General features: G+C 59.2%; 8 protein-coding genes. All 8 read right to left on the reverse strand.

The annotated features are described in order from the left end of the window. Positions 1-386: GTP-binding protein (locus AC2FPW_RS15105; protein WP_496814355.1), on the reverse strand; the 386-nt coding region annotated here is incomplete at its 3' end. Positions 387-446: 60 nt separating this feature from the next. Beyond that, positions 447-2,564: an elongation factor G gene (gene fusA / locus AC2FPW_RS15110; RefSeq protein WP_209507797.1), complete on the reverse strand. Its 2,118-nt coding sequence runs from the start codon at positions 2,562-2,564 to the stop codon at positions 447-449. A gap of 18 nt (positions 2,565-2,582) precedes the next feature. Beyond that, on the reverse strand, positions 2,583-3,053 hold the full coding sequence (gene rpsG, locus AC2FPW_RS15115; RefSeq protein ID WP_039529242.1) for a 30S ribosomal protein S7: 471 nt from the start codon (positions 3,051-3,053) through the stop codon (positions 2,583-2,585). Between the two features lie 15 nt (positions 3,054-3,068). Next, complete coding sequence (gene rpsL, locus AC2FPW_RS15120) at positions 3,069-3,440, reverse strand: 30S ribosomal protein S12 (protein WP_005621086.1); 372 nt, start codon at positions 3,438-3,440, stop codon at positions 3,069-3,071. Positions 3,441-3,864: 424 nt separating this feature from the next. Continuing rightward, positions 3,865-4,734, reverse strand: coding sequence for a DMT family transporter (locus AC2FPW_RS15125; protein WP_496814357.1), 870 nt, complete (start codon positions 4,732-4,734; stop codon positions 3,865-3,867). A gap of 138 nt (positions 4,735-4,872) precedes the next feature. Further along, positions 4,873-5,652 carry a hypothetical protein gene (locus tag AC2FPW_RS15130; RefSeq protein ID WP_496754536.1) on the reverse strand — a complete coding sequence of 260 codons (780 nt, stop codon included), beginning with the start codon at positions 5,650-5,652 and terminating at the stop codon, positions 4,873-4,875. Positions 5,653-5,862: 210 nt separating this feature from the next. Continuing rightward, on the reverse strand, positions 5,863-10,104 hold the full coding sequence (gene rpoC / locus AC2FPW_RS15135) for a DNA-directed RNA polymerase subunit beta' (protein WP_496804270.1): 4,242 nt from the start codon (positions 10,102-10,104) through the stop codon (positions 5,863-5,865). Between the two features lie 205 nt (positions 10,105-10,309). Continuing rightward, entirely contained in the window at positions 10,310-14,446 is a 4,137-nt protein-coding gene (rpoB, locus tag AC2FPW_RS15140) for a DNA-directed RNA polymerase subunit beta (RefSeq protein ID WP_496814358.1), read from the reverse strand. Between the last annotated feature and the right edge of the window lie 54 nt (positions 14,447-14,500).

The raw sequence follows: 14,500 nt of genomic DNA on the forward strand, positions 1-14,500 counted from the left end.
AACACGACCATCTTCGGGATGCCAACCTGGCGGCCCAGCAGGATGTGCTCGCGGGTCTGCGGCATCGGGCCGTCCGCTGCGTTCACAACCAGGATCGCGCCGTCCATCTGAGCGGCACCGGTGATCATGTTCTTGACGTAGTCGGCGTGGCCGGGGCAGTCGACATGCGCATAGTGGCGCGCGTCGGTCTCGTATTCCACGTGCGCGGTCGAGATGGTGATGCCGCGGGCTTTCTCTTCCGGCGCGCCGTCAATCTGGTCATACGCCTTGAAGTCACCGAAATACTTGGTGATCGCTGCGGTCAGCGTCGTCTTGCCGTGGTCAACGTGCCCAATCGTGCCGATGTTGACGTGCGGCTTATTACGCTCAAACTTTTCCTTTGCCATGATGGCCTCCTTTTTCTGTAATGAAGGGAGCCCCGGAACGGCGCTCCCTCAAATCGTCGCTTATGCGTATTTCGCCTGGATCTCGTCCGAGATGTTCTGCGGAACCGGATCGTAGTGGTCGAACTGCATGGTGAACTGGGCGCGGCCCGACGACATCGAACGCAGGGTGTTGATGTAGCCGAACATGTTCGCCAGCGGAACAAACGCATCGATCGCGATCGCGTTGCCGCGCGGTTCCTGACCAGACACCTGGCCCCGACGCGAGGTCAGGTCGCCGATGATACCGCCGGTGTATTCTTCCGGGGTGATCACTTCGACCTTCATGATCGGTTCCAGCAGCTTCGCGCCAGCTTTGCGCATGCCTTCACGCATACACATACGGGCCGCGATTTCGAACGCCAGAACGCTCGAGTCAACATCGTGGAACTTACCGTCCAGCAGGGCAACCTTGAAGTCGATCACGGGGAAGCCAGCCAGAGGGCCGCTGTCCATGACCGAGTTGATGCCTTTTTCAACACCGGGGATGTATTCCTTCGGAACGGCACCACCAACGATGCGGCTTTCGAACGAATAACCTTCGCCTGCCTCGGTGGGCTGGATCTCCAGCTTGACTTCGGCGAACTGACCCGAACCACCCGACTGTTTCTTGTGGGTGTAGGTGTGTTCGACCGGCATCGAGATGGTTTCACGATAAGCCACCTGAGGCGCACCGATGTTGGCTTCGACCTTGAACTCGCGCTTGAGACGGTCCACCAGGATGTCCAGGTGAAGTTCGCCCATGCCCTTCATGATGGTCTGACCCGATTCCAGGTCGGTTTCCACGCGGAAGGACGGGTCTTCGGCGGCCAGACGGGCCAGACCCTGAGACATCTTTTCCTGGTCGCCCTTGGTTTTGGGCTCGACCGCGATCTCGATCACCGGATCGGGGAAGGTCATGGTTTCCAGAACCACCGGATCCTTCGCATCGCACAGAGTGTCACCGGTGGTGGTGTCTTTCAGACCCGCCAGCGCGATGATGTCGCCTGCAAACGCTTCTTCGATCTCTTCCCGGTTGTTGGAGTGCATCATCATCATACGACCGATGCGCTCTTTCTTGCCTTTGGTCGAGTTCAGGATCGAGTCACCCTTGTTCATGGTGCCCGAGTAGATCCGGGTGAAGGTCAGCGAACCGACGAAGGGGTCGTTCATGATTTTGAACGCCAGACCCGAGAAGGCCATGCCGTCATCGGCACGACGTGCGATGTTACGAACTTCTTCCTCGTCGCCGGGTTTGAAGCCCATGTAATCAACAACGTCCAGCGGGCTGGGCAGATAGTCGATCACAGCATTGAGCAACGGCTGAACGCCTTTGTTCTTGAACGCCGAGCCTCCCAGAACGGGTACGAAATGCAGCGCCAGCGTGCCTTTGCGCAGCAGTTTGCGCAGGGTCGGAACGTCGGGCTCTTCGCCTTCCAGATAGGCCATCATCGCGTCGTCGTCTTCTTCGACGGCCGCTTCGATCATCTTGCCGCGCCATTCGTCAGCCATGTCTTTCAGGCTGTCGCGGATCGGAGCTTTGACCCAGCTTGCACCAAGGTCTTCGCCCTGCCACAGCCACTCTTCCATGGTGACCAGATCAACCAGGCCTTCCAGCTCGGTTTCGGCACCGATCGGAATACCAACCGGAACAGCGCGTGCGCCGGTGCGGTCTTCGATCATGCGAACGCAGTTGAAGAAGTCTGCGCCGATCTTGTCCATCTTGTTGACGAAAACCATACGCGGAACCTTGTAGCGGTCAGCCTGACGCCACACGGTTTCGGTCTGGGGTTCAACACCGGCGTTTGCGTCCAGAACGCAGACGGCACCGTCGAGAACCGCCAGCGAGCGTTCGACTTCGATGGTGAAGTCAACGTGGCCGGGGGTGTCGATGATGTTCAGACGGTGCTTGGGGGTATCGGCAGTCTGACCGTCTTCGGTGCGTTCCCAGAAGGTGGTGGTCGCAGCCGAAGTGATGGTGATGCCGCGTTCCTGCTCCTGCTCCATCCAGTCCATGGTGGCTGCACCATCGTGCACCTCACCGATGTTGTGGGATTTACCAGTGTAATACAGGATACGCTCCGAGCAGGTGGTCTTACCTGCGTCGATGTGCGCCATGATACCGAAGTTACGGTATAGTTCGAGCGGATATTCGCGTGCCATTTGGATAAGCCTCTGGGATTACCAACGGTAATGGCTGAAGGCTTTGTTCGCCTCGGCCATCTTGTGGGTGTCTTCGCGCTTCTTCACGGCGGTACCGCGGGACTGTACAGCGTCCAGCAGTTCACCGGCGAGGCGTTCTTCCATGGTGTTTTCATTGCGGCCGCGCGCAGCGGTGATCAGCCAGCGGATGGCCAGTGCTTCGCGGCGCTCGGGGCGGACTTCGACCGGAACCTGATAGGTTGCACCACCAACCCGGCGCGAGCGAACCTCGACCGACGGTTTGATGTTGTCGAGTGCTTCGTGGAACACTTCGACGGGCGCGCGCTTGATCTTGTTCTCAACGCGGTCAAAGGCGTTGTAGACGATGCGCTCGGCGACCGACTTCTTGCCGTCGATCATCAGGTTGTTCATGAATTTGGTCAGAACCTTATCGCCAAACTTGGCGTCAGGCAGGACTTCGCGTTTTTCGGCGGCGTGACGACGTGACATATCAGCCTCTCCTTCTTACTTGGGACGCTTCGCGCCGTATTTCGAACGGCGTTGCTTACGGTCTTTGACGCCCTGAGTATCCAGAACACCGCGCAGGATGTGGTAACGCACACCGGGAAGGTCTTTCACACGGCCGCCACGGATCAGAACAACCGAGTGTTCTTGAAGGTTGTGGCTTTCACCGGGGATGTACGAGATGACCTCGAACCCGTTGGTCAGGCGCACCTTGGCAACCTTACGCATAGCCGAGTTCGGTTTCTTCGGTGTGGTGGTGTAAACACGTGTGCAGACGCCGCGTTTCTGCGGGCACTGCTCCAGGTGCATGGACTTCGAGCGTTTTACTTTGGGCTGCCGCGGTTTGCGGATCAGCTGTTGAATAGTTGGCATTCCGGTTTCTTCCCCGTTTTGCAACACACATGACATGCACGCGGGCTGCGTGCGGCTAACTTCGCTGCGCTTATGCGTCCACAAGCGCAAAACCCACGAGCGTTCCCATTCCGAGGTGAACGTCGCGGTTGTTTCTCAGAGGGCGCGAACTGCAAAATTGTCCGGGCCTTGACCAGCTCATTACTGGAATCGGCTATGGGGCGGCCCCCGGCACCGAGATGACGCGCGTAATAGGGGGAGTCGGCCCGAGTGTCAACAGCACGATACCGGTTGCCCGGCAATAGGCTGATCCGGGCCGTGCCGAAGTAGGTGCGCGGGCTTTACCGGGTTCATATAACCGCGCTGCACCGGAAGTGCCAAGCCCGCAACCGGAGGCTGGGTTTCGCCTTTGGATAACCAGTGTTCAGAGCCGTGTCACGCAGGTTCACGCCGCTTCCCGACGCGCGCGTTCCCGGAACAGCGTAAACAGTCCGGCGGCCACAATCAGTGTCGCACCCAGCATGGTCAGACCGTCGGGCCATTCATCGAATACGGCCCAACCCAACCCCAGGGCCCAGATCAGGCTGGAATAGCGAAACGGCGCGATGAACCCGACATCGCCCTGACGCATGACCATGACGCTGAACAGGTAGCCCATCAGGACGAACACGGCCGCCGCCGCAACCAGAGAACCCGCCGCGCCGGAAACCGGAACCCATCCTTCGAACACCGAAGCAATCGCTGCGGCCACGGTGATGGAGAGAGACGTCGCCAGCGTCACCACCATTGACGGAACCTGGGGCGACATGCGTCGCGTCACCAGATCGCGAACCGTGATCGAAGCCACTGCGATCAGCGCGTAGATGGAATACAGGCTGAAGCCGTCAGGACCGGGTCTGACGATCAAAACCATGCCACCAAAACCAATGGCAATCGCCAATATGCGCCGCCAGCCGACCTGTTCGGAGAAGACCAGCGCCGCGCCCAGCGTCACGGTCAGGGGCAGCGCCTGCAGAATGGCCGTCACATTGGCAAGCGGCATGTTCTTGAGCGCTGTCAGAAAAAAGAAGGTGGCCGACAGTTCGGCCAGACTGCGCAGCGCAACCAGCAACCGGTCGCGGTTTGAGAAATTGAGGTGCAGCGCCCCCAGATAACGGGCAAGACCGTAGACAAGGAAAACGGCCAGGACGCCCCGCATGGCCACCAGTTGGAACAATGGCAGATCCCGAAGCGCGACCTTGACCAAAGTGTCGTTCAGGGTGAAGGCCGCCATGCTGCCCATCATCAGCAAGGCACCTTTGGTGTTTGGGTTCATGTCAGATTTGGCCCTGCGCAGAGTGATCGGGCCATTGGCCCAATCGGACAGCCGCCTGTCAACGCATCAAATCAGATCAGCGCAAGAATTACGCTCCGACGCGTTGGGAGCGGGCCGAAAACGCCTTCTGAGCCCCTATCAGAGACCAGAGACCCGACCGCCTCCGATACCTTCCACAGCCACCCCGGCGCTGAGCGTGTGCGTTGCGATCAACCCGCCGGACATGTCCAGAACGCCAAGCTGGTTGCCGTTCTGAAGCGCAACATAAAGCTCGCGGCGTTTGGAATTGATGCCAAGGCCAAAGCGTTCGATCTGCACCGCTGCGCCGACCGATGGATTGGTCGCCCGGATTGTCCTAAGCACCGTGCCGTTCAAATCCACCTCGGCGATCAGGCGATTGCGGATGAACAGCACATAAAGCGTGCCGGTCGTTTCATCAAAGGCCAGCCCGCCAATCGGCCCCTGTGGCTGGCTGAGGGTTATGTTGCGCACAAATTGCCCGTCGCGGGTCAGTTCCGCGATCATCACCCCGTTCGGATGGTCGAGGAACAAATGCCCGTCGCTTCCCCGAATGGCCAACCCGCATTCCTTGATGGGAAACTCGTCAGGTGTGATGCCACCGCATCCGGCCGGAACCCGCTGTGCCGCAAAGGTACGCAGAACACGGCCATTTCGGTCCAACTCCTGTAGTTGGGTGCCGGGAAGATTGCGCAGGAAGATCCGCCGTCGCGGCTCATCATAAGCCAACCCGACGATCGAGGCGGAGATCGGGATCAGGCGCGTCGTGCCGTTCGGGATCACGATCTCACGCGATGGCTGCCCCGGCGGCATCCCCACATAGGCATAGTCCGTGCAGGCGGCCATCAGGCCCAGACCGAAAACCGAAAATACGCGCGACAGCTTTGTGACAGTTCTCATCATTCACCCCCGTCACCTGTGTGAATTCAAGGCGGATGGTAGCACAGTTTAGGCGAAATCAGAAAAACCCTGCTGTTATTGCAGGTCTCATACGGCGAGCGCGATATGCCAGTGGTCCGGAACCGCCCTAAGCGTGGTGCGCGTTTCAGCCCACAAAAACGAAAGGCCCCGCGAAATCGCGGGGCCTTCCTAAACTTGTCAATCGGGCGATTACTCGCGGCTTTCGGGTGTTTCCACCAGAACGTCCAGCTCATCCCCGACCAGATCATCATCCATGATCGGCGCAGCCAGGGCAGCGGCCGCTTCGGCCTCTTCCCGGCGGGCTTCGATCACCACATTGTCGCGCGACTGGGCGATGTGGCGGACGGCCTGCGTGGCCCCACCGGTACCGGCGGGAATCAGGCGACCAACGATGACGTTCTCTTTCAGGCCGACCAGCTTGTCCTTTTTGCCCTGCACGGACGCTTCGGTCAGTACGCGGGTGGTTTCCTGGAACGACGCCGCCGAGATGAACGAACGCGTCTGCAACGAAGCCTTGGTGATCCCCAGAAGGATCGGCTCACCCTGTGCCGGACGACCACCGCGGGCGATGGTCTTTTCGTTGGCTGCGTCGAACTCCTGCTTGTCGACATGTTCGCCTTTCAGCAGGGTGGTGTCGCCTGAATCCAGGATCTCCCACTTCTGCAGCATCTGGCGCACGATGACTTCGATGTGCTTGTCGTTGATCTTCACGCCTTGCAGACGATACACGTCCTGCACTTCGTCGATCATGTAGTTCGCCAGCGCCTCGACACCCATGATGGACAGGATGTCATGCGGGGCCGGGTTACCGTCCATGATGTAGTCGCCCTTCTGAACGAAGTCGCCTTCGACAACAGGGATGTGCTTGCCCTTGGGTACCATGTACTCGATGGGTTCCAGCGACTCGTCAGCCGGTTCGATGCTGATGCGGCGCTTGTTCTTGTAGTCGCGGCCAAAGCGCACGTAACCATCGGCTTCTGCGATGATCGCGTGATCTTTCGGACGGCGGGCTTCGAACAGTTCGGCCACACGCGGCAGACCACCGGTGATGTCCTTGGTCTTGGCACCTTCACGCGGAATACGCGCAACAACGTCACCGGCTTCGATCTTCTGGCCATCTTCGACCGACAGGATCGCATCCACCGACATCGGATAGTGAACCGGGTTGCCCGCATCGTTGCGGACCGGTTCGCCATCGTCACCGACCAGAATGATCTCGGGCTTGAGGTCGCTGCCACGGGGGGCGGCGCGCCAGTCGATCACGATCTTCTGGGTCATGCCGGTTGCTTCGTCGGTCTCGTCACGGACGGCAAGGCCCGAAACCAGATCGACGTATTTGGTGGTACCGGCTTTCTCGGCGATGATCGGCAGGGTGTAGGGATCCCATTCGAACAGCTTGTCGCCGCGGGCCACCTTGGTGCCTTCCTTGACGAACAGCTTGGAGCCGTAGCCCAGCTTGTGGCTGGCGCGCTCTTCGCCGTGATCGTCCTTGATCACCAGCTTCATGTTCCGGCCCATGACAAGGCTTTCGCCTGCGGCATTGACCAGGATCTGCGGGTTCTCGAAGGATACGACACCAGCCTGGCTGGCTTCCTGGAACGACTGCTGACCACCTTGCGCAACACCACCGATGTGGAAGGTCCGCATCGTCAGCTGTGTACCGGGTTCACCGATGGACTGGGCGGCGATGATGCCGACAGCCTCACCCGTGTTCACCATGGTACCGCGAGCAAGGTCACGACCGTAGCAGGTGGCACAGACGCCTTCCTCGGACTCGCAGGTCAGAGGTGAGCGGATGCGGGTCGACTGAACGCCCGCTTCGTCGATGGTGTCTGCCATACGTTCGTCGATCAGCTGACCAGCCGCGACAAGCACCTCATCCGTACCCGGACGCAGGATATCGTCAGCCGCCACACGGCCCAGAATACGTTCAGCCAGCGAGGCGACAACCTCACCGTCGTTGACCGCAGCTTCGGCAGTGATTGCGCGCTCGGTGCCGCAGTCGATCTCGCGAACGATGCAGTCCTGCGCCACGTCCACCAGACGACGGGTCAGGTAACCCGAGTTCGCCGTCTTCAGAGCGGTATCCGACAGACCCTTACGGGCACCGTGGGTCGAGTTGAAGTATTCAAGAACGGTCAGACCTTCCTTGAAGTTCGAGATGATCGGCGTCTCGATGATGTCACCGTTCGGCTTGGCCATCAGGCCGCGCATACCGCCCAGCTGTTTCATCTGAGTGACCGAGCCCCGCGCACCGGAGTGGGCCATCATGTAGACCGAGTTCGGTTCCATGTCAGACCCGTCTTCGGCCTTGGCGACGTTCGAGATGGTGCTCATCATCGCCTCGGTCACACGGTCGTTACACTTCGACCAGGCATCGACAACCTTGTTGTACTTTTCGCCCTGAGTGATCAGGCCGTCCATGTACTGCTGTTCGAAGTCTTTCACCTGATCGCGGGTGTCATCAACGATGCCCCACTTGTCGTCTGGAATGACCATGTCGTCCTTACCGAACGAGATGCCCGCCCTGAACGCTTCTTTGAAGCCCATCGACATGATCTGGTCACAGAAGATAACCGACTCTTTCTGACCGCAGTAGCGGTAGACGGTGTCGATCACCTGCTGCACTTCTTTCTTCCGCAGCAGGCGGTTGACCAGATCGAACGGTGCCTTGTTGTTCATCGGCAGCAGGGCACCCAGACGCAGACGGCCCGGAGTGGTTTCATAGCGCTTCTGAACTTCGTTGCCTTCTTCGTCGATCTGCGTGATCCGCGCGGTGATTTTGGTGTGCAAATGCACCTCACCCGCATCCAGCGCGTGCTGAACTTCGTCGATCGAACCAAAGACCTTGCCTTCGCCCGGCATACCTGCACGTTCCAGCGACACATAGTACAGACCCAGGATCATGTCCTGCGACGGAACGATGATCGGCGCGCCGTTTGCAGGCGACAGAACGTTGTTCGTCGACATCATCAGAACACGGGCTTCCAGCTGTGCCTCAAGGCTCAGCGGGACGTGAACGGCCATCTGGTCGCCGTCGAAGTCGGCGTTGAAGGCCGAACAGACCAGCGGGTGCAGCTGGATCGCTTTGCCTTCGATCAGGACCGGTTCGAACGCCTGAATGCCAAGACGGTGCAGCGTCGGCGCACGGTTCAGCATGACAGGGTGTTCGCGGATCACCTCGTCGAGGATATCCCACACTTCGGGACGTTCTTTCTCGACCAGTTTCTTCGCCTGTTTCACGGTCGAAGACAGACCCTTGGCTTCAAGGCGCGAGTAGATGAATGGCTTGAACAGCTCCAGCGCCATCTTCTTGGGCAGACCACACTGGTGCAGCTTAAGCTCCGGACCGGTCACGATGACCGAACGGCCCGAGAAGTCGACGCGTTTCCCCAGAAGGTTCTGACGGAAGCGACCCTGCTTGCCTTTCAGCATGTCCGACAGCGATTTCAGCGGACGCTTGTTGGCGCCGGTGATCACCCGGCCACGACGGCCGTTGTCAAACAGAGCATCCACGGATTCCTGCAACATCCGCTTTTCGTTGCGGACGATGATGTCAGGCGCGCGCAATTCGATCAGACGCTTCAGACGGTTGTTCCGGTTGATCACGCGGCGATACAGATCGTTCAGATCCGACGTCGCGAAACGGCCACCATCCAGCGGAACCAGCGGACGCAGTTCCGGCGGAATGACCGGGATCACGGTCATGACCATCCATTCAGGCCGGTTGCCCGACTCGAGGAAGGATTCGACAACTTTCAGACGCTTGATGATCTTCTTGGGCTTCAGCTCGCCGGTTGCTTCGGCCAGATCAGCGCGCAGCTGCTCGGCTTCGGCTTCCAGATCGATCTGGGCCAGCATCTCACGGATGGCTTCGGCACCGATATTCGCGGTGAACGCGTCCATGCCATAGGCATCCTGCGCGTCCATGTACTCTTCTTCGGTCAGCATCTGGCCGTAGGTCAGGTCGGTCAGACCGGGCTCGATAACGACATAGTTTTCAAAGTACAGCACGCGTTCCAGATCGCGCAGCGTCATGTCCAACATCAGACCGATGCGGGACGGCAGCGATTTCAGGAACCAGATATGTGCAACGGGCGCGGCCAGTTCGATGTGGCCCATACGCTCGCGGCGGACTTTCTGCAGGGTGACTTCCACACCGCATTTCTCGCAGACAACGCCGCGATACTTCATCCGCTTATATTTGCCGCACAGACATTCGTAGTCTTTGATCGGGCCAAAGATACGCGCGCAGAACAGGCCGTCACGCTCGGGCTTGAACGTCCGGTAGTTGATGGTTTCGGGTTTCTTGATCTCGCCATAGGACCAAGACAGGATCCGCTCGGGCGACGCCAGCGAGACCTTGATCTCGTCGAAAACCTTCGGGGGCGTCAGCGGGTTGAACGGGTTGTTGGTGATTTCCTGGTTCATTTTATTCTCCCCAAATGGGTAAATATCCAAAGATTGCGGCGTCTAGGGCAGTAGCTAAGATGATTACGCCCCAGACTAAGGCTTTTGGTCTTTCTGGATCATACCAAGGGCTTGCGGCATCGGGTTTCCAAACTGCTGCGGCGAGCAACGCCAATCCAATCGGGAAACCCAGATATGCAAGCCAAATTGGCATCACACGTCAGACCTATTCCTCAACCTCCGCATCCAGGAGTTCCATATTCAGGCCGAGGCCACGGACTTCTTTCACCAGAACGTTGAACGATTCCGGTACGCCCGCTTCAAAGTTATCCTCGCCCTTGACGATCGACTCATAGACCTTGGTCCGGCCGGCGACGTCATCCGATTTCACGGTGAGCATCTCCTGCAGGGTGTAGGCGGCGCCGTAAGCTTCCAGAGCCCAGACCTCCATCTCACCAAAGCGCTGACCACCGAACTGCGCCTTACCACCCAGCGGCTGCTGGGTAACCAGGCTGTACGGCCCGGTCGAACGCGCGTGGATCTTGTCGTCCACCAGGTGGTGCAGTTTCAGCAGGTACTTGATGCCCACGGTCACCGGACGTGCAAATTGCTCACCCGTACGACCGTCGAACAGAACCGACTGACCGCTTTCCGAGAAGCCCGCACGCACCAGTGCGTCGTTGACGTCAGCCTCTTTGGCACCGTCAAAGACCGGGGTTGCGATCGGAACACCGCGGGTCACGTTGCCCGCTGCCTCAATCAGCGTTTCCTCGTCCATGCCAGTGATGCCTTCTTCGTAGACATCTTCGCCATAGGCCAGCTTCATCGCCTCGCGCACCGGGGTCAGGTCGCCGGAACGGCGGTATTCACCCAGAGCTTCATCGATGTTCAGACCCAGACCGCGCGCGGCCCAACCCATGTGGGTTTCAAGGATCTGACCGACGTTCATACGCGAAGGCACACCCAGCGGGTTCAGACAGAAGTCGACCGGGGTCCCATCGGCCAGGAACGGCATGTCTTCCATTGGAACAACCTTGGAGATCACACCTTTGTTCCCGTGACGACCGGCCATTTTGTCGCCCGGCTGCAGCTTACGCTTCACGGCGATGAAGACTTTGACCATCTTCATCACACCCGGCGGCAGGTCGTCGCCACGGCGGACCTTCTCGACCTTGTCTTCGAAACGGGCATCCAGAGCGCGCTTCTGCACTTCGTACTGCTCGTTCAGGGCCTCGACGATCTGTGCGTCCTGCTCGTCTTCCAGCGCCAGCTGCCACCACTGACCACGGGTCAGGGTGTCCAGCAGATCCTCGGTGATCACCGACCCTGCCTTGACACCTTTCGGGCCTTTGACAGCGGTTTTACCCAGGATCAGACCTTGCAGACGCGCATAGATGTTGCGGTCAAGGATCGCCAGCTCGTCGTCCCGGTCACGGGCCAGACGTTCGACTTCCTCACGCTCGATCTGCAGCGCACGCTCGTCTTTCTCGACGCCGTGACGGTTGAAGACACGAACCTCGACGACCGTACCGTAATCGCCCGGCTTCACGCGCAGCGAGGTGTCGCGCACGTCAGATGCTTTTTCACCAAAGATGGCGCGCAGCAGCTTTTCTTCCGGGGTCATCGGGCTTTCGCCCTTCGGAGTGATCTTGCCGACCAGAATATCGCCCGGCTCCACATCCGCGCCGATGTAAACGATGCCCGCCTCGTCGAGGTTGCGCAGCGCTTCTTCACCGACGTTAGGGATGTCGCGGGTGATCTCTTCCGGGCCCAGCTTGGTGTCACGGGCGGCGACTTCGAATTCCTCGATATGGACCGAGGTAAAGACGTCGTCACGCGCGATACGTTCCGAGATCAGGATCGAGTCTTCGTAGTTGTAACCGTTCCACGGCATGAACGCGACGACCACGTTCTTACCAAGGGCCAGTTCACCCATATCGGTCGACGGACCGTCGGCAATGACCTCGCCCTTCTGGACAGTGTCACCCACCTTGATCAGCGGACGCTGGTTGATGCAGGTGTTCTGGTTCGAACGCTGGAACTTGCGCAGACGATAGATATCAACGCCAGCGTCACCCAGTTCCAGATCCTCGGTGGCACGGATAACGATACGCTGGGCATCGACCTGGTCGATGATGCCGGCGCGTTTCGCCTGAATCGCAGCGCCTGAGTCGATTGCAACCTTCTCCTCGATCCCGGTACCGACCAGCGGTGCCTCGGCCCGCAGCAGCGGAACCGCCTGACGTTGCATGTTCGAGCCCATCAGAGCGCGGTTGGCGTCGTCATTTTCAAGGAACGGAATCAGCGATGCCGCGACCGAAACCAGCTGTTTCGGCGACACGTCGATCAGGTCCACATTCTCGCGCGGGGCAAGGGTGTAATCGCCTGCCTGACGGGTCGAAACCAGATCGTTGATGAACTTGCCGTTCTTATCCAGCGTAGCGTTCGCCTGCGCCACTGTGTGACGCATTTCCTCGGTCGCGGACATGTAGTGAACCTCATCGGTCACCTCGGCGTCCTTGACGACGCGGTAAGGTGTTTCGATGAAGCCATACTTGTTCACGCGGGCAAAGGTGGCCAGCGAGTTGATCAGACCGATGTTCGGGCCTTCCGGCGTTTCAATCGGGCACATCCGGCCGTAGTGGGTCGGGTGCACGTCGCGTACTTCAAAGCCCGCACGCTCACGCGTCAGACCACCGGGGCCAAGCGCCGAGAGACGGCGTTTGTGGGTGACTTCCGACAGCGGGTTGGTCTGGTCCATGAACTGCGACAGCTGCGACGAGCCAAAGAATTCACGCACAGCAGCAGCAGCCGGTTTCGCGTTGATCAGGTCCTGCGGCATGACGGTGTCGATCTCGACCGACGACATACGCTCTTTGATCGCGCGCTCCATACGCAGCAGACCGACGCGGTACTGGTTTTCCATCAGTTCGCCGACCGAACGCACACGACGGTTGCCGAGGTGGTCGATATCGTCCACGTCGCCTTTGCCGTCGCGCAGTTCGACCAGAGCCTTGACGCAGGCCACGATGTCTTCGCGGCGCAGGGTACGCAGGGTATCCGGCGCGTCCAGAGCCAGGCGCATGTTCATCTTCACGCGGCCAACGGCCGACAGGTCATACCGCTCGCTGTCGAAGAACAGGGTGTCGAACAGGGCCGACGCCGCTTCGACGGTGGGCGGTTCTCCCGGACGCATGACGCGGTAGATATCCATGAGCGCGCTTTCGCGGTTCATGTTCTTGTCCTGCGCCATGGTGTTGCGCATGTAGGGTCCGACATTGACGTTATCGATGTCGAGAACCGGAATATCGGTGATGCCCGCGTCGATCAGTTCCTTCGCGGTACCGCCGATCAGGTCGCCATCCTTGTCATATTCCAGCGTCAGTTCGTCACCGGCTTCGACATAGATCGCGCCGTTTTCTTCGTTGATGATGTCCTTGGCGACAAACTTGCCAACGATGTGATCGAACGGAACCAGCAGTTCGGTGACGGTGCCCTCGTCGATCAGCTTCTTGACCGCGCGCGGGGTGACTTTCTTGCCTGCCTCGGCAATTACCTCACCTGATTTCGCGTCGATCAGGTCGTAGGTCGGACGGGTGCCGCGAACACGCTCGGGGAAGAACGGCGTGACCCAGCCCTTCTTCTTGTCCAGCTTGTAGGACACGGTTTTGTAATACGCGTCCATGATCGCTTCCTGATCCAGACCCAGCGCATATAGCAGGGTTGTCACAGGCAGTTTGCGGCGGCGGTCGATCCGGGCGAACACGATATCCTTGGCGTCGAACTCGAAGTCCAGCCAGCTGCCGCGATACGGGATGATGCGGCAGGCAAACAGCAGCTTGCCCGAGGAATGGGTTTTACCCTTGTCGTGGTCAAAGAACACGCCGGGCGAGCGGTGCATCTGGGAGACGATCACGCGCTCGGTGCCGTTGACGACAAAGGTGCCGTTCGGGGTCATCAGGGGCATGTCGCCCATGAAGACATCCTGTTCCTTGATGTCTTTAACCGATTTCGCGCCAGTGTCCTCATCGACATCGAACACGATCAGGCGCAGGGTAACCTTCAGCGGTGCGCTGTAGGTCATGTCGCGCTGCATGCACTCTTCGACGTCGTATTTGGGTTTCTCCAGATCGTATTTCACGAACTCCAGAACAGAGGTTTCGTTGAAATCCTTGATCGGGAAAACCGATTGGAACACGCCTTTGATACCTTCGCCGTCTGTGGGCTGTTCTGCATCGCCGGAGCGCAGGAAAAGGTCATAAGAAGATTTCTGCACCTCAATGAGGTTCGGCATCTCCAGCACTTCGCGGATTTTGCCGTAATATTTACGAAGACGTTTCTGGCCAAGGAACGTTTGAGCCATGTCAGATGTCACCTTTCGATGTTCTCAGCGGGCAAAGACACCGTCGGGCCCCGG

The sequence above is a fragment of the Ruegeria sp. SATB027 genome, from assembly GCF_059613825.1.

Coding starts and splice junctions, on each gene's coding strand:
- fusA (WP_209507797.1), bottom strand. CDS start 2,564: ATGGCACGCGAATATCCGCTCGAACTATACCGTAACTTCGGTATCATG.
- rpoB (WP_496814358.1), bottom strand. CDS start 14,446: ATGGCTCAAACGTTCCTTGGCCAGAAACGTCTTCGTAAATATTACGGC.
- AC2FPW_RS15130 (WP_496754536.1), bottom strand. CDS start 5,652: ATGAGAACTGTCACAAAGCTGTCGCGCGTATTTTCGGTTTTCGGTCTG.
- AC2FPW_RS15125 (WP_496814357.1), bottom strand. CDS start 4,734: ATGAACCCAAACACCAAAGGTGCCTTGCTGATGATGGGCAGCATGGCG.
- rpoC (WP_496804270.1), bottom strand. CDS start 10,104: ATGAACCAGGAAATCACCAACAACCCGTTCAACCCGCTGACGCCCCCG.
- rpsG (WP_039529242.1), bottom strand. CDS start 3,053: ATGTCACGTCGTCACGCCGCCGAAAAACGCGAAGTCCTGCCTGACGCC.
- rpsL (WP_005621086.1), bottom strand. CDS start 3,440: ATGCCAACTATTCAACAGCTGATCCGCAAACCGCGGCAGCCCAAAGTA.